Source organism: Devosia sp. P1_H9 (genome assembly GCF_056405135.1).
The window spans coordinates 116259-131574 of record NZ_JBFUCQ010000010.1 but is presented as its reverse complement, the minus strand read 5'-3'; the positions used below and the strand labels follow the sequence as shown (position 1 = coordinate 131574).

Annotated in this window: 15 protein-coding genes; 11 read left to right on the top strand and 4 right to left on the bottom strand. The window is 64.7% G+C overall.

Annotated features, from left to right (window positions below; genetic code table 11):
- The first annotated feature begins 53 nt into the window (after positions 1–53).
- The 7 genes from AC1DYL_RS18570 to AC1DYL_RS18540 all read left to right on the top strand — a co-directional run bounded on the left by AC1DYL_RS18570 (position 54) and on the right by AC1DYL_RS18540 (position 7089).
- On the top strand, positions 54–980 hold the full coding sequence (locus tag AC1DYL_RS18570; protein WP_477174314.1) for a carbohydrate ABC transporter permease: 927 nt from the start codon (positions 54–56) through the stop codon (positions 978–980).
- On the top strand, positions 973–1881 hold the full coding sequence (locus tag AC1DYL_RS18565; protein ID WP_477150479.1) for a carbohydrate ABC transporter permease: 909 nt from the start codon (positions 973–975) through the stop codon (positions 1879–1881). Before AC1DYL_RS18570 ends, AC1DYL_RS18565 begins: the two co-directional genes overlap by 8 nt.
- Positions 1882–2988, top strand: a complete 1107-nt coding sequence (locus AC1DYL_RS18560) for an ABC transporter ATP-binding protein (protein ID WP_477174313.1) — start codon at positions 1882–1884, stop codon at positions 2986–2988.
- A gap of 216 nt (positions 2989–3204) precedes the next feature.
- Positions 3205–3915 carry an SDR family NAD(P)-dependent oxidoreductase gene (locus AC1DYL_RS18555; RefSeq protein WP_477158318.1) on the top strand — a complete coding sequence of 237 codons (711 nt, stop codon included), beginning with the start codon at positions 3205–3207 and terminating at the stop codon, positions 3913–3915.
- A gap of 110 nt (positions 3916–4025) precedes the next feature.
- Positions 4026–5009, top strand: coding sequence for a sugar phosphate isomerase/epimerase family protein (locus AC1DYL_RS18550; protein WP_477174312.1), 984 nt, complete (start codon positions 4026–4028; stop codon positions 5007–5009).
- A 12-nt stretch (positions 5010–5021) separates the two neighbouring features.
- Positions 5022–5834, top strand: a complete 813-nt coding sequence (locus AC1DYL_RS18545) for an SDR family NAD(P)-dependent oxidoreductase (RefSeq protein ID WP_477150483.1) — start codon at positions 5022–5024, stop codon at positions 5832–5834.
- Between the two features lie 217 nt (positions 5835–6051).
- Positions 6052–7089 (top strand): MraY family glycosyltransferase, encoded by a 1038-nt coding sequence (locus AC1DYL_RS18540; RefSeq protein ID WP_477174311.1) that lies wholly within the window; start codon positions 6052–6054, stop codon positions 7087–7089.
- Here the strand turns inward: AC1DYL_RS18540 and AC1DYL_RS18535 are convergent.
- Positions 7051–7209, bottom strand: a complete 159-nt coding sequence (locus AC1DYL_RS18535; protein ID WP_477150485.1) for a hypothetical protein — start codon at positions 7207–7209, stop codon at positions 7051–7053. The two genes, AC1DYL_RS18540 and AC1DYL_RS18535, sit on opposite strands and share 39 nt — an antisense overlap.
- Positions 7210–7410: 201 nt before the next feature.
- On the opposite strand from AC1DYL_RS18535, the gene AC1DYL_RS18530 reads away from it, so the two are divergent.
- From AC1DYL_RS18530 to AC1DYL_RS18520, 3 genes are all read left to right on the top strand, one after another.
- On the top strand, positions 7411–7938 hold the full coding sequence (locus AC1DYL_RS18530; RefSeq protein WP_477158314.1) for a CAP domain-containing protein: 528 nt from the start codon (positions 7411–7413) through the stop codon (positions 7936–7938).
- Positions 7939–8174: 236 nt separating this feature from the next.
- Positions 8175–9386, top strand: coding sequence for an epoxide hydrolase family protein (locus tag AC1DYL_RS18525; RefSeq protein ID WP_477174310.1), 1212 nt, complete (start codon positions 8175–8177; stop codon positions 9384–9386).
- A 286-nt stretch (positions 9387–9672) separates the two neighbouring features.
- Positions 9673–10368 (top strand): L,D-transpeptidase, encoded by a 696-nt coding sequence (locus AC1DYL_RS18520; protein ID WP_477174309.1) that lies wholly within the window; start codon positions 9673–9675, stop codon positions 10366–10368.
- A 30-nt stretch (positions 10369–10398) separates the two neighbouring features.
- On the opposite strand, the gene glpK is transcribed toward AC1DYL_RS18520, so the two are convergent.
- Genes glpK through AC1DYL_RS18505 form a run of 3 tightly spaced genes read right to left on the bottom strand, consistent with a single transcriptional unit; the run spans position 10399 to position 14185 of the window.
- A complete protein-coding gene (gene glpK / locus AC1DYL_RS18515) occupies positions 10399–11889 on the bottom strand; it encodes a glycerol kinase GlpK (protein WP_477150489.1) in 1491 nt (496 codons plus the stop codon).
- Complete coding sequence (gene glpD / locus AC1DYL_RS18510) at positions 11886–13415, bottom strand: glycerol-3-phosphate dehydrogenase (protein WP_477174308.1); 1530 nt, start codon at positions 13413–13415, stop codon at positions 11886–11888. The genes glpK and glpD overlap by 4 nt, the downstream gene beginning before the upstream one ends.
- Complete coding sequence (locus tag AC1DYL_RS18505) at positions 13412–14185, bottom strand: DeoR/GlpR family DNA-binding transcription regulator (protein ID WP_477174316.1); 774 nt, start codon at positions 14183–14185, stop codon at positions 13412–13414. The genes glpD and AC1DYL_RS18505 overlap by 4 nt, the downstream gene beginning before the upstream one ends.
- A gap of 182 nt (positions 14186–14367) precedes the next feature.
- Between AC1DYL_RS18505 and AC1DYL_RS18500 the strand changes: the two genes are divergently transcribed.
- On the top strand, positions 14368–15303 hold the full coding sequence (locus AC1DYL_RS18500) for an AEC family transporter (RefSeq protein ID WP_477174307.1): 936 nt from the start codon (positions 14368–14370) through the stop codon (positions 15301–15303).
- The last annotated feature ends 13 nt before the right edge of the window (positions 15304–15316 follow it).

The following is a 15316-nucleotide window of genomic DNA, read 5'->3' as shown; positions in this document are numbered from 1 at the left end:
GTGCTTCTAGCCCGCGGCCGGCACCCTTGGCGGCAGGTTGGGAGGGAAGTCAGTTGGCTATTGCAGGTCAGTCCGTTTCGGCTGGCACGAGTATGTGGGACCGCATCAAAAAGTGGACTCCCGTCTTCGTCATCGCGCCGTCTATCGTTGCATCTTTCGTCTACGTCTTCGTCTTCGCGGGCTGGACCTTTTACATCTCGCTGAGTGACTCGACCCTGCTTCCCAGCTACGGCTTCAAGGGCTTTGAGAACTACGTCTCGCTCTGGACCAACCGCCGCTGGAGCGTCGCCTACAACAACCTGCTGTTCTTCTCGCTCTTTTACGTCACCATCTCGATGGCATTCGGCTTGCTGCTGGCCATCCTGATCGACCAGCGGATCCGCGCCGAGTCATTCTGGCGCACGATTTTCCTCTACCCGCTCGCCGTCAGCTTCATCGCCACCGGTACCGTGTGGCAGTGGCTCTATAATCCCTCGAGCGGCATCCAGTTCCTGGTCAACGCGATGGGCTGGACCGACTTCCAGTTCGCGCTGACCACCGACCGCAAGAACGCTATCTGGGCGATCATCATCACCGGTATCTGGGGGTCCGCGGGCTTCTCGATGGCCCTCTTCCTCGCCGGCTTGAGGTCGGTCGACCCCGACATCATCAAGGCTGCGCAGATCGATGGCGCCAGCTGGTTCCGCACCTACCGCAAGGTGATCCTGCCAACGATTGGGCCGATCTTCATCGCCGTCGCGGTGGTGCTGCTGCAGTTCGCCATCAAGACCTTTGACCTCGCCGTCGCCCTCACCAACTCGGGCCCAGGCATCTCCACCACCTTCCCGGCCACCTATGTCTACGACTTCATGTTCCAACGTGGAGAGATCGGGCAGGGCGCTGCCGCGGCAATGATGGTGTTGGCCGCCCTGGCCATCGTGCTGGTCCCGTACTCGATCTACCTGGTCTGGCGCCAGCGCAGGGAGGCGAACAATGGCTGACGCTGTTTTTGGTGCGGCCGCGGTTGAAGACCGCGAGGCGGGAATCGCCAGCCGCCGGCGCCTGATCTCCAGGCTCATTGTCTACGGTCTGCTGGGTCTGATCTCGATCGTTTACATCGTCCCGCTGGCGGTGGTGGTCCTGAACTCATTCCGGACCAACGCCGAGATTGGTGCCAACGGCCTCATCTCGCTGCCCAACAGCTTCCGGCTCGATGCTTGGCCACAGGCCTGGAGCGATTTCTGTATCGGCGGCCAGTGCAATGGCGTTGCCCGCTACTTCTGGAACTCGGTGGCGATGGTCGTGCCTGCGACCATCATCTCGACCGCCCTCGGCGCGATCAACGGCTACGTCCTTTCGAAGTGGAAGTTCCCGGGCTCTGAGATCGTCTTTGGCTTCATGCTGCTCGGCGTGTTCATGCCCGGACAGATCGCCCTGTTACCGTGGGCGTTTACCCTCGGCCAACTCGGGCTTTCGAACTCGGTCTACGGCCTGGTCCTCGTCCACTGCATCCAGGGGCTGTCGTTCACGACGCTGTTCTTCCGCAACTACTACGTGTCCATTCCGGACGACCTGCTGAAGGCGGCGCGGATCGACGGCGCGGGTTTCTGGCGCATCTTCTGGAAGATCATCATCCCGCTGTCGCCGCCGATCATGATCGTCACCGTGATCTGGCAGTTCACCGGCATCTGGAACGAATACCTGTTCGGCGTGGTGCTCAATTCGGGTTCCAACCAGCCCATCACCGCGGCGCTGGTCGCGCTCTCCATGAGCGGCACCACCGTCCGTACCTACGACGTGATGAGTGCGGCCGTGCTGATCGGCGCGCTGCCGCCTCTACTCGTCTACTTCTTCGGCGGAAAATACTTCGTCCGCGGACTTACCCAGGGAGCAATCAAATAAATGGCATCCTTGACCATCAGGAACCTGCGTAAGAGCTTCGGCGCCGTCGAAGTGCTGAAGGGTGTCGACCTCGAGGCCAATACCGGCGAGTTCATCGCACTCGTCGGCCCCTCGGGCTGCGGCAAGTCGACCTTGCTCGCCATGATCGCCGGCCTCGAGACGGTGACCTCGGGCGAGATCTACATCGGCGACCGGCTGGTGAACTCGGTGCAGCCCAAGGATCGCGACATCGCCATGGTGTTCCAGTCCTACGCGCTCTACCCCACCATGACCGTCAAGGAGAACATGGCCTTCGGCATGGAAAGCCGGGGCGTGCCCAAGCCGGAGCAGGAGCAGACCATCGCCCGCGTGGCGGCGCTGCTCCAGATCGAGCCGTTCCTCAAGCGCAAGCCCGGCCAGCTCTCGGGCGGCCAGCGCCAGCGCGTCGCCATGGGCCGCGCACTGGTGCGCGATCCGGCGCTCTTCCTGTTCGACGAGCCGCTCAGCAACCTCGATGCCAAGCTCCGCGTCGACATGCGCACCGAGATCAAGAAGCTGCACCAGCGCATCGGCAAGACCACCATCTACGTCACGCACGACCAGGTGGAGGCCATGACGCTCGCCTCGCGCATTGCCGTGATGCATCAGGGTGAAGTGCAGCAGTTCGACGAGCCGGACACCATCTACAACCGTCCCGCCAACATCTTCGTCGCTGGCTTCATGGGCTCGCCCTCGATGAACTTCATCAGCGCCGAGATCAGCAGCAATGCCGGTGTTCCATCCGTCACCTTCGCGCTCGCCGACGGCGGCGTCGCCAACCTGCCGCTGCATAATGGCGTGGCACAGCGCGCCACCGACAAGAAGGTGGTGCTGGGTATCCGTCCGGAGCACCTGAGCCGGCAGAGCGCCAACACCACCAACAAGCCGGGCATCGCGACGATGAGCGCACCGGTGGAAGTGGTGGAGCCGACAGGCGCCGAGACCATGGCCGTGCTGAGGTTCGGCGATCGCGAGGTCGTCGGCCGCTTCAGCCCAGACGAAGCGCCCAAGACCGGCGAGAACATGCCGCTCGCCGTCGACATGACGCGCGCCTGCCTGTTCGATCCGGCGACGCAGCGGCTGATCTAGTTATCGCAGATGGCCCGGAGCGCGCCGACCCCCACCTCTGTCCCCTCCCCCTCAGAAGGGGGAGGGAGACGAAAGCTCCAGCCTTAGTGGCAGCGTTTCCCTCCCCCTGTTCGGGGGGAGGGGACAGGGGTGGGGGGCGGCACGCGCGAATGTTCAAAGAGTAGGTTCTGAGAAATTACCGAGTTTGCCAATTATCCCAGCCTTGCCGGGCGGGTCGTGTTCGTCACCGGCGGGGCCTCGGGGATCGGTGCCGATGTCGTCCGCGCCTTTACCCGCTGCGGCGCCAAGGTGGCGTTCGTCGATATCCTCGAAGCCGAGGGCAGGGAGCTGGTGGCGGAGACCGGCGCCACCTTCCTCGTCTGCGACATCACCGATATCCCCGGGCTGCGCGCCGCCATCGATGTGGTCAAGCATCGGCTCGGGCCGATCGGCGTCTTGGTCAACAATGCTGCCAATGACGATCGTCACGCGATCGACGACGTCACCGAGGAATACTGGGACCGCTCGACCGATATCAACCTGAAGCCGCAGTTCTTTGCGGCGCAGGCGGTGCGCTCGCATATGCAGGAGCTGGGTGGCGGCTCGATCATCAATTTCTCCTCAATCGCCTGGCGCGGCGGCGCCGACAACATGCCGGTCTATGCGACGGCCAAGGCCGCCGTGGTGGGCCTGACCCGCGCGCTCGGCCGCGGCTTCGGCAAGGACAATATCCGCGTCAACGCCATCGAGCCGGGCGCCGTGATCACCGAGCGGCAGCGGCGGCTGTGGTTCACCAACCAGGAATCGATCGACGCCGTGGTGTCGCGCCAGGCGCTGAAGCACGTGCTGCTCGGCGACGAGATCGCCCGCATGGTGCTGTTCCTCGCCTCCGACGACAGCCGCATGATCACCAAGCAATCCATCACCGTGGATGGGGGGTTGCGATAATACGAATTGATAGAGACGGCCCCCTGCCGGCCTCCCCCATAAAGGGGGAGGTGAAGAGTCGAGCTTGTGGTCTTGGCCTCAGTCATTCTTGAAGCAATTGCGGTGATCCGATGAAACTCACGACCGGTCTCAACCCCTATGGCCTCACCTATTATCTCGGCCTGCAGGGTGCGGGTACGCCACGCCACAACCCCAACGGCGCGGGCCTCGAAGGCTTCATCAAGCTGACCGAGGAACTGGGCGGCAAGGCCATCGAGCTGTGGGAAGGCTGGCTCAAGGACATGTCCGACGCCGACCTCGCAGCGCTTAAGCAGCGCCTCGACACCCTCGGCTGGAAGCGCGTGCTGAGCTCGGGGCTGCAGCATGGCGACATGGACCTGCTGATCCGCTGCGCCAAGGCGCTCGACGCCCAGTTCATCCGCGTCGCGCTGACCCCGATCCTGTGCGGTGATCGCGCCGCCGCCGGCCCGAAGTGGCATGAGCTGGTCGCATCGGTGCACGAGAAGCTCCAGGCCGCCGTGCCCAAGCTGACCGCTGCGGGCGTCGTGCTGCTGATCGAGAACCACCAGGATTTCACCAGCCGCGAGCTGGTCAATTTCTGCGACGAGTACGGCCCGAACGTCCGCATCGTCTTCGACATGGCCAACACCTTCCCGGTGGCGGAGTCGCCGCTTGATTTCACCCGGGTGATCGCGCCTTACGTGCGCCACTGCCACGTGAAGGACTACCGTGCCGTGATGGAGCCCGATGGCTTCCGTCTCGTGCGCTGCCCCTCGGGTGATGGCGCCGTGCCGCACAAGGAAATGTTCGACATCCTCGCCGAGCACAATGACGAGATGATCGCCTGCATCGAGATCGGCGCGCTGGACGACCGGCACGTCAAGCTGCTGACGCCAGAGTGGTGGCACGGCTATGCGCCCAAGCAGGCTGAGGACCTCGCCGCGTGCCTGCTCGCCGTGCAGAAGAACCGGTTCGAGCCGGGCGAGGAATGGCGCACTCCGTGGCAGCGCAACGCCGACCACGAACTGATCGACTACGAGCTTGGGCAGTACCGGAAGAGCGCCGCGAACCTCAAAGCGCTTGGACTTATGTGATTGGAGGCCGTTGTGGCAGGTAAAGATCTTTCAGGAAAAATCGCTTTTGTAACCGGCTCGGGCCGCGGCCTCGGCAGCGTCATGGCGCGGAAGCTCGCGGCGCGCGGCGCCGATGTGGTGGTGCATGACCTGACGTGGGACGCCGCCGCCAAGTATGGCGAGGCGGACAATCTCGGCGCCATGATCAAGACCATCGAGGGCCTCGGCGTCCGCTCGATGGGCGTCACCGGCAATATCGGCGACCGCGATGCGGTCAACAACATGAAGAAGGAGATCGAGGAGAAGTTCGGCCCGGTCGAAATCCTCGTCAACTGCGCCGGCGGCGATATCGGCGCGGCGGGCGGCAAGCCGGTGCCCAACAACATCCTCGGCATCACCTATGACGACCTGATCACGCTGACCAACAACAACCTGATCGGCACCATGCTGGTGACCCAGGCCTTCGTGCCGCAGATGGTCGAGCGCCAGCACGGCATCGTCGTCAACATCGCCTCCGTGGCGGCGCATATCGGCGTCTCGGGCGGCGGCATCTATGCCACGCTCAAGGCCGCCGTGACCCACTACACCCGCTGCCTCGCCGACGAGGTGCGCGAGCATGGCGTGCGCGTCAATGTGGTGAGCCCGGGGCCCGCCAAGACCGCCCGCTTCCAGGCCACCCGCACGGTCGACCCGGACAAGATGAACTCCAACAAGGTCTCGATGGACCGCTACGCGGAGCCGGAGGAAATCGCCGACGCGGTGGTGTTCCTGTGCTCGCCGGAGGCGAAGTTCATCCACGGGCAGCTGCTGCGCGTGGATGGCGGGCTGCAGCTTTACGCGGGGTGATTTGGCGGGACGCCGCAAGCTTTCGCCAGAGAGGGGGTGCGGAGCCACTGTGCCCACCGAGATCCCCTCTCTTGCGATTTCTAGGACTTAGCGAAGGGCTAAGCCCAAGAAATCGCTTTCTCTCCCGCAAGGGGAGAGATGAAGAGGCGTAAGATTTGGGGTTGCGGTGCCTCGGCTTGCGCCGCTACCGCTTTGGGATCTGTAACCCGGAGCGCCCATGCCCACTCTTGGCCTTGCCATTGCCGCCGCTGCGGCGCTCATTTCGTTCCTGACCGCTTGGTACGTGATGAGCCGTGCCGCTCGGCTCGGGCTGATGCAGGAGCCGAACGGACGCTCTTCGCATGTGAAGGCGACCCCCGGTGGTGGCGGCGTCGGCATCGTCGCGGGCGGTACCATTGCCGGGCTGCTGGTCGCACTTCTGGTGCCGTTCCTCGGCGTACCGGTGATCATGGCCGGCATCCTCCTCGCCTTCATCGGCTATTCCGACGACAAGCGCCCGATCGCCGCGCGCTGGCGGCTTGGCGCGCAGGTGCTGCTGATGGGCGCCATCCTCGCGGTGCTGCCGATCGATCAGCTCGGTCTGCCGGTGCCGGAGTCCGTGCTGCTGGTGATCCTCGCCCTTGGCGGTGCACTGTGGATCAACCTCTTCAACTTCATGGACGGCATCGATGGCCTCGCCGCCTCCGAAGCCATCTTCGTTCTCACCGGCGCCGCGCTGCTGGCTTACCTGTTCGAGCCCGGCATCATCGACGATCCGCGGCTCTGGTGGATGCTAGGCCTCGCCGCCGCCTGTCTCGGCTTCCTGCTCCTCAACTGGCCGCCCGCGAAGGTCTTCATGGGCGACGCCGGCAGCACCTATCTCGGGCTGATGACCGCATTCTTCGCCTTCACTACCATGCTCAGCTTCTGGCTCAGCCTCTGGCAGTGGCTGATCCTTGCCGGCCTGTTCCTCGCCGACAGCCTGACCACGCTGGTTCGCCGCATGCTCCGCCGCGAGCGTTTCTGGGAGGGCCACAAGCGCCATGCCTACCAGGCGCTGCAACGCCGCTTCGGCTCGCACCTCAAGGCGACGTTGCTCTATGTCGGTATCAATGTCGTGGTGCTGCTGCCGCTCTCTTGGCTGGCCGGCGCATATCGCGAGTGGGGTTTTGCCATCGCCGCGCTGACTTATGTCGCGCTGGTCGCCGCGGCGCTGTGGGCCGGGGCAGGGGCGCCGCTACAGGAGCAGGCTGAGGAAGAAGGCGCCGGCGCCTAGGATGGCCAGCGACGCGGCGGTCGCCGCGAACAGCATGTTCCGCGCATAGTCCGCGTGCCGCGCCAACTCGTAGCGGGTCGTGGCGCGGACGTCGAAATGTTCGAATTCCTGGTCGAGCATGATGCGAGCCCCTCAGCTGCAGGACAGAGGGTGCGCGCATGCCGGGCGCCCGGCCAGCGCTATGCAAAATCATGCTTAATTAGCTTCAAATGCCTTGTAGTTCCGCCCCGCTCGCGCAACCGTGTGCTTGCCCGTGACACAACGCCACGCGGCTGCCACGATTATCGCGCTCTTGCCGCCGCTTCGCTCTGGAACTCGCTGATGACGCTTCTGCGCTGCGGACTTCTCCTTCTCGCCACCCTGACATTGCTGAGCGCCTGTTCCTCGATCGTGCCGCCGGCCAAGGGGCCGAGCGGCAGCAGCATGACCAGCATCACGCCGATCCAGCTGTCGCAGGGCAACATCCTCTCCGCCATCAACGGCACCCGCGCCGCAAACGGTAAGCCGCCGCTGCGCTACAACGTCAAGCTTGAGTCCGCGGCCCGCTCGCAAGCCAACCTGATGGCCGCCAAGGATACGCTGTCGCACGACCTCGGCGTCACCCTGCGCCAGCGCGTCACCACCGCCGGCTATGACGGCGCCGTGGGTGAAAACGTCGCCGGCGGCCAGTCGACGCTCGACCAGGCGATCAGCGGCTGGCTGGCGAGCCCGGCACACCGGGACACGCTGCTATCGAGCAAGTTCCAGGAATTCGGACTGGCGGTGGCGACGGTGCCAGCGAACCGCACGAGCAAGTACCGGACCTATTGGGCGTTCATCGCCGGCGGGCCGTTCGAGGCCTGGCACTGAGGGCTACACTCTAGCGCGGTGCGAAAAGCCGCCCGAACGTCGGCTTTCCAAGCGGACGTCCGCAGCTGACCGCTTCTGGCCCGAAGCGGCGCAGCCGAAGCTGCCTTTTTAGTCGCCCCCTCCGGTGACGCGCGCGAGCGGCTGTCGGTGCCAACCCGTGATTGTCGGATTTTTGCAATCTCCTCGCGGCCCCTCCTCGTAGCCTCATCCCATCAAACAACGTGTGGAGATGAGAGATGAACCGCCGTCAGTTTTCCCAGGCCCTCGCAGCCTCAGCCCTGCTCGCCGGCTTTACCGGCAAATCCGCCCTTTCACAGGAGACTTCGATCATGACGAACCCCGCCGCTTTTGAAATCGCTATCCCGGAATCGCAGCTCGCCGACCTCAAGTATCGGCTCCAGCACACCCGCTGGCCCGATCAGCCGGCCGATGCAGGCTGGGCCATCGGCACCAACCTCGAGTACCTCAAGGGGCTCACCGACTATTGGATCAACGGCTACGATTGGCGGAAGGCCGAGGCGAGTCTCAATGCGCTCGGGAACTTCAAGGTCAATCTGGACGGCGTCGACATCCATTTCGTCCACCGCCCCTCGGCGAACCCGAACGCGGTTCCCCTCCTGCTGCTCCATGGCTGGCCGGACTCGTTCTACCGCTACCACCGGGTGATCGAGTCCCTGACCAAGGACTTCCACGTCGTCGTGCCCTCCATTCCCGGCACCGGGTTTTCGGGCAGGACGGCGCTGCCGATGGATCAGGTCGCCGATCTCTTCGCCGACCTGATGACCAAGACGCTTGGGTACGAGAAGTTCATCGCAGCAGGCGGCGATGGCGGCTCGATCATTTCGATGTCGCTGTCCCAGCGTCACCCGGAGGTGCTGCTGGGCTACCATGTGACCGACGTCGGCTACCCCGACCAGACCACCGACTTTTCGGTCCTGACCCCGCCGGAGCAGGCCTATGCCGGCGCGATCCAGCAGTGGTTCTTCGCCCACGGGGCGTTCAACCTGGTGCATGCGACCAAGCCGCAGAGCCTAGCCTTCGCGATGAACGACTCGCCGGTGGGTCTCGCGGCCTGGATCCTGAGCTTCATGGCCGGCATGGGCGTCGGCGACGAGGCGGATGCGCGGTTCGGCCGCGACGAGCTGATCACCAACATCATGATCTACTGGCTGACCGAGACGGCAGCGTCATCGTTCCGGATCTACAGCCAGAACGCGATGCAGCCGCCGACCATCAAGGGTACGAATACCGGCGTCCCGGTGGCGGTGGCGACCGAGGTTCCCATCCCGGGTGGCGTGCGCCTGCCGCGCAAATGGGCGGATCGCCAGACCGCCGGCAATGTGGTCCAGTTCCACGACATGGAGAGGGCCGGGCACTTCGCAGCCTGGGAGGACCCCGAGTTCTTCGTCGGCGACCTCCGCGAGTTCGCAGCGCTACTCAAGAGCTGATCGCAACGGCAAAGCTCGCCCAGGAGCGCCGGTCGATTTTCGGCCGGCGCTCAAGGCTTGAGCGCTTCCGCCAAGGCGGTCTCTCATCGGTAGCGCATTTCGGGTCGCGCGCTACGACGAGGGGAAGCCTCCCCTCACCCGCTCAGGGCCTCGCTGAGTGCACGACTACGCACCGTGGCGAAGCCCATCCTTGCCAAGTGAGCAGTGCCGGACCAGTCTAGCGTCAGAGCGTTCAGCGGGTGGGGGCCTGTTTTTTGGTCGGGCAACGGGGAGAGGGCCTCAAGTCATGATTGCAGAAGATAAGGTTGCTGCAGGCGAACCGGACGCGACTGGTCGGTCGGGGCTTTTCAGTCGCCGGTCGTTCATGTTCGGCTCCGCCGCCGGTCTCGGCGCGTTGGCGCTTGCTGGTTGCGCCCCGTCCGGCCTCATGAGCCTGGCGGAAGCGGAAAAGGTCTACGGGCCGGTGCCCGATGAGCGGTTCCCTATCCCCGCGGTCAACGTCAACAAGGTCAACCCGAAATACTTTCGTCGGACGGTGCGTTACGCCAGCAAGGAGGCGGTCGGAACGATCATCGTCGATCCTCGCAACCACTACGTGTACCGCATTGAAGGCGATGGAAACGCCACCCGCTATGGCGTCAGTGTTGGCCGCGCGGGCTTCCTGTGGAGCGGCGACGCCTATATCGGGCGCAAGGCCGAATGGCCGATATGGACGCCGCCCCAGGAGATGATCAAGCGGCAGCCGGAGGCGGCCAAATATGCCGGTGGCATGGCGCCGGGCCTGGACAATCCGCTCGGCGCCCGGGTGCTCTATCTCTATCAGAACGGCGTCTACACGCTTTACACGCTCTACAGCACAAGCCGTCCCGAAACGATTGGCAAGGGCATCTCAAGCGGCTGTATCGGCCTGCTCACACAGGACATGTTCGACCTCTACTCGAAGACGCCGGTCAATACGAAGGTGGTCGTCCTGAAGGCCTAGGTGGTGGGTCGGCCGGTTCCGACCCTCAGCTCACGTAGAACTCAGCGTCCGCCGAACCGCGTCGCGCCAGCCCTTCAGCTTCCGCGTCCGCAGCGCCTCATCCATCCGCGGCTGGAACTGCCGGTCGAGCGCCCAGCGCTCCGCGAACCCCTTCTGGTCCGGCCACACCCCGGCCTTCCAGCCCGCCAGCCATGCGGCACCCAGCGCCGTCGTCTCCAAGATCGTCGGCCGGTCGACCGGTGTGTTCAGGATGTCGGCGAGGAACTGCATGGTGAAATCCGAGCCCACCATGCCGCCATCGACCCGCAGCACGGTGTCGTTGGCACCCTTCCAGTCCTTGCGCATCGCGTCGATCAGGTCGCGCGTCTGGTAGCTGACGGATTCGAGCGCCGCCTGCGCCAGCTCCGCCGGCCCGGTATTGCGCGTCAGCCCGGTGAGCGAGCCGCGCGCTGCCGAATCCCACCACGGCGCCCCCAGCCCGACGAAGGCTGGCACCAGGTAGACATTCTGCGTCGGGTCGGCCTTCGATGCGAGCGCGCTCGCATCGGACGATTTCTCGAAGATCTTCAGCATGTCGCGCATCCACTGCACCGATGCGCCGGCGATGAAGATGGCGCCCTCGAGCGCATAGGTGGTCTCGCCGTTGAGCCGGTAGGCGATGGTGGTGAGCAGCCGGTTCTTCGAGCGCACCATGTCGCTGCCGGTGTTGAGCAGCGCGAAGCATCCAGTGCCGTAGGTGGATTTCATCATTCCCGGCTGGAAGCAGGCCTGCCCGATGGTCGCCGCCTGCTGGTCGCCGGCCGCGCCATAGATCGGGATCGAAACGCCGAACACCTCGGGGTCGGTCATGCCGAAATCGTCGGCATTGTCCTTCACCTCCGGCAGGATGGCGCGCGGGATGCGGAACAGCTTAAGCAGCTCGTCGTCCCATTCGCCGGTCTTGATGTTGAGCAGCAGGGTGCGGGAGGCGTTGCTCACGTCGGTGGCGTGGCTCCTGCCGCCGGTCAGCCGCCAGATCAGGTAGCAATCCACCGTGCCGAAGGCGAGTTCGCCCCTCTCGGCGCGCTTGCGGGCGCCCGGCACGTTGTCGAGAATCCAGGCGAGCTTGGTGGCGCTGAAATAGGGGTCGAGCAGCAGGCCGGTCTTCTTGCTAACCAGCTTCTCATGTCCGTCCTTCTTCAGCTTCTCGCACTGCTTCATCGTCCGGCGGTCCTGCCAGACGATGGCATTGTGGATGGCCTTGCCGGTCTTGCGGTCCCAGACGATGGTGGTCTCGCGCTGGTTGGTGATGCCGATCGCCGCGATCTCCGACGGCTTGATATTGGCCTTCTTGATCGCCGTCTTGGTGCTCCACAGCGCCGTGGCCCAGATCTCCTCGGGCACGTGCTCGACCCAGCCATCCTGTGGGAAATGCTGGGTGAACTCCATCTTGCCCAGCCCGACGATCTTTTGCCGATCGTCGAAAATGATCGCCCGGCTCGACGTCGTGCCCTGGTCGATCGCGAGGATGTTCCCGCTCATTGTCTCGTCCCCATTCCAGCGAGGCGTTTGGCCATGTATTTGGCCAGTGCCGCCTTCTCGTGTTCCCTGAACTTTAGCCCCTGCTTCGAGCGACGCCATAGCACGTCGTCAGCCGTCCGCGCCCACTCCCGATCCATCAGGTAATCGACCTCGCGCGCATAAAGCGTCGTGCCGAAATGCTCCCCGAGTTCCGCGGTGGTCTGTGCATCGCCCAGCACCTCCGCCGCAAGCGTGCCGTAGGCTCGCACCAGACGCCGGATGAACGCCGCATCGAGGTTCTTCTTCTTTGCCGCGAGCTTCCGCACCTCGGCGTCGAACGCCGTAGGCGGAAAGTCGCCGCCCGGCAGGTGTGCCCCCCTGGTCCAGCGCGGTCCCTTCTTGCCGATGAGCCCGTCGATCTTGTCGACCACCTGCTCGCTGAGCCGCCGGTGCGTCGTCAGCTTGCCGCCGAAGATGTTGATCAGTGGCCCGTTCCCCGCCTCGCCCTCGGTCTTCAGCACATAGTCGCGCGTCGCCTCCTGCGCAGCGCTGGCGCCATCGTCGAACAGCGGCCGTACGCCCGAATAGGTCCAGACGATCTCGTCGCGCGTCACCGGCTTGATGAAGTACTCGCTGGCAGCCGCGCAGAGATAATCGATCTCCTCGTCGCTGATCTTCACCCCAGTCGGATCGCCCTCGTAGTCCATGTCGGTGGTGCCGATCAGCGTGTAATCGCCCTCGTAGGGGATGGCGAAAAAGATCCGGCCGTCGGCGTTCTGGAAGAAGTAGCAACGGTCGTGGTCGAACAGCTTCTTCACCACGATGTGGCTGCCCTTCACGAGCCGCACGTGATGGGCCTCGTTACGCCCCACCGTCTCGCGGATCACATGGTCGACCCACGGGCCAGCGGCATTGACCAAGAGCCGTGCTGTCGCCGTGCGATGCTCGCCGCCCGGGCTTTCCATTTCGACGGTCCATAGGCCGTTCTCGCGGCGCGCCGACACCACCCGCGTCTGCGTCAGCACCGTCGCGCCCTTGTCGGCGGCATCGCGGGCGTTGAGCGCCACTAGCCGCGCATCGTCCACCCAGCCATCGGAATACTCGAAGGCCACGGTGTGCCCCGGTTTCAGCGGCCGGCCCGCCGGGTCCTTGGTGAGGTCCAGCGTCTTGGTCGCCGGCAGCAGCTTCCGGCCGCCGAGATGGTCGTAGACGAACAGCCCGAGCCGCAGCAGCCATGCCGGCCGCAGGTTCTTCTCGTAGGGGAGAACGAAGCGCAGCGGCCAGATGATGTGCGGCGCCGAGGACCACAGCACTTCGCGCTCGATCAGCGACTCGCGCACCAGCCGGAACTCGTAGTGCTCGAGATAGCGCAGGCCGCCATGCACCAGCTTGGTTGCGGCCGACGAGGTGCCCGAGGCGAGATCGTGCATCTCCGCCAGCATCACCGAGTGCCCACGGCCCACCGCGTCGCGGGCAATGCCGGTGCCATTCACCCCGCCGCCGATGACGAACACGTCGACCGCGTCGCTCGCTGCTGCGTCGTTCATTGATTCACTAGTCCTTCGCTTGCGATTTGGAGTTCCACGCCGGCCGCCGCGCAGATCGCGGCGATGGCGGGGGAGGGTGGTTGGTCGGTGACGAACACATCGATCTGCTCGAGATGGCCGATCCGCACCGGCGCAGTGCGTTCGAACTTCATCGCGTCGGCGACGAGGATGGTCTTGCGCGCCGTTTCGATGATCGCCTGCGCCACCTTCACCTCGCGAAAATCAAAATCCAGCAGCGTGCCGTCGGCATCGATCGCCGAGGCGCCGATCACCGCGTAATCGACCCGGAACTGCCGGATGAAATCCACCGCCGCCTCACCCACGACGCCCCCATCGGCATGCCGTACCACCCCGCCCGCGATCACCACTTCGGCGCTCGGCACCTCGCGCAGGATGTTGGCGGCATTGATGTTATTGGTGACGACCATCAAGCCTGTATGACGGCGCAGCGCCATCGCAACCTGCTCGGTCGTGGTGCCGATATTGAGGATCAGTGAGGACTGGTCGGGGATCATCGCCGCGGCCGCGAGCCCGATCCGGCGCTTGCTCTCGGCCGCAAGGAGCCGGCGCGCCTCATAGGCGTAGTTCGAGACGCCCGAGGGGTAGGCGGCCCCGCCATGCAGCCGGTTGAGCAGCTTCCGGTCACAGAGGTCGTTGAGGTCCTTGCGGATGGTCTGCGGCGTCACCGCGAACTGCAGCGCCAATGCCTCGACATCCACCCGCCCGTGCTGCCGGGCGAGCGCCATAATGTCATCCTGCCGCTGCGTCAGAGCGTCCAATCCGTCCCCCGTATCGTGGGTTCGTCTATACGCGGATCAGGTTCGTTTCGATAGCGAAATGTTCGGATGAGGTTCGGTTATTCAAGCCGGATGCTCGCGTCCGGACCGCCGGTTCCCATTGACCCCCGCCGCCATCCCGTGCACTACGAACCACCCCTCCCGACCGGCCGCCCATGCTCGCCATTCTCAACGTCATCCTGCCGGTCTTCGCCATCCTTGCGCTCGGCTATGGCGCTGTGCGGCTGCGGCTGTTCCCGTCCGAGGGGGTGCGCGGCCTGGTGGTGTTCGTTAACAATTTCGCCACCCCGTGCCTGCTGTTCAACGCCATGCTGAACTCGGACTTTTCGACGACCTTCAACTGGGGCGTCATCGTGCCGTTCTATGTCGGCGCGGTCACGGTGTTCGTCGTCGGCATCCTGCTGTCGGCCAAGCTCTTCCGCAACAAGCCCGGCGAAGCCGTCGCCTCGGGCTTTTCGGCGATGTTCACCAATACCGTGCTGGTCGGCATCCCCGTGGTGCAGCGCGCTTACGGGCAGGAAGCGCTCACCACCGCCTTCTCGATCATCGCCTTCCACGCCCCGGTGCTGATCACCGCCGGCATGCTGACCATGGAGCTCTTGCGCCGCGATGGCGCGCCGCTGCTGAAGACGCTCGGCGTGGCTCTGATGCGCATCGTCGCCAATCCGCTGCTCTGGGGCATCGCGCTCGGCGCCGCCGCCAACCTGCTGAACGTCAAGCTGATCGAGCCGGCCGAAGCCTTCATCGCCATGATGGCCGCCGCCGTCACCCCCGCCGCGCTGTTCGGCCTCGGCGGCGCGCTGAACGACTACAAGCTCAGCGACAGCTGGGGGCAGTCGCTCACCATGTCGCTGCTGAAGCTGATTGTGCAGCCGGCCATCGCCTGGGTGATCATGGTGCCGATCCTCCACATCGACCACGACCTCGCCCGCTACGGCGTGCTGCTCGCCGCCATGCCCGCCGGCATCAACGTCTACGTCTTCGCCACCTACTACAACCGCTCGGTCCACATCGCCGCCAACAGCATTCTGATCTCGACGGTGCTGAGCGTGCTGACGGTGAGTGGGTGGCTGTATCTGTTGGGGCTGTAGCCGCCGATCCGGT

Coding starts and splice junctions, on each gene's coding strand:
- AC1DYL_RS18550 (WP_477174312.1), top strand. CDS start 4,026: ATGAAACTCACGACCGGTCTCAACCCCTATGGCCTCACCTATTATCTC.
- AC1DYL_RS18520 (WP_477174309.1), top strand. CDS start 9,673: ATGATTGCAGAAGATAAGGTTGCTGCAGGCGAACCGGACGCGACTGGT.
- AC1DYL_RS18530 (WP_477158314.1), top strand. CDS start 7,411: ATGACGCTTCTGCGCTGCGGACTTCTCCTTCTCGCCACCCTGACATTG.
- AC1DYL_RS18535 (WP_477150485.1), bottom strand. CDS start 7,209: ATGCTCGACCAGGAATTCGAACATTTCGACGTCCGCGCCACGACCCGC.
- AC1DYL_RS18525 (WP_477174310.1), top strand. CDS start 8,175: ATGAACCGCCGTCAGTTTTCCCAGGCCCTCGCAGCCTCAGCCCTGCTC.
- glpK (WP_477150489.1), bottom strand. CDS start 11,889: ATGAGCGGGAACATCCTCGCGATCGACCAGGGCACGACGTCGAGCCGG.
- AC1DYL_RS18540 (WP_477174311.1), top strand. CDS start 6,052: ATGCCCACTCTTGGCCTTGCCATTGCCGCCGCTGCGGCGCTCATTTCG.
- AC1DYL_RS18565 (WP_477150479.1), top strand. CDS start 973: ATGGCTGACGCTGTTTTTGGTGCGGCCGCGGTTGAAGACCGCGAGGCG.
- AC1DYL_RS18500 (WP_477174307.1), top strand. CDS start 14,368: ATGCTCGCCATTCTCAACGTCATCCTGCCGGTCTTCGCCATCCTTGCG.
- AC1DYL_RS18560 (WP_477174313.1), top strand. CDS start 1,882: ATGGCATCCTTGACCATCAGGAACCTGCGTAAGAGCTTCGGCGCCGTC.
- glpD (WP_477174308.1), bottom strand. CDS start 13,415: ATGAACGACGCAGCAGCGAGCGACGCGGTCGACGTGTTCGTCATCGGC.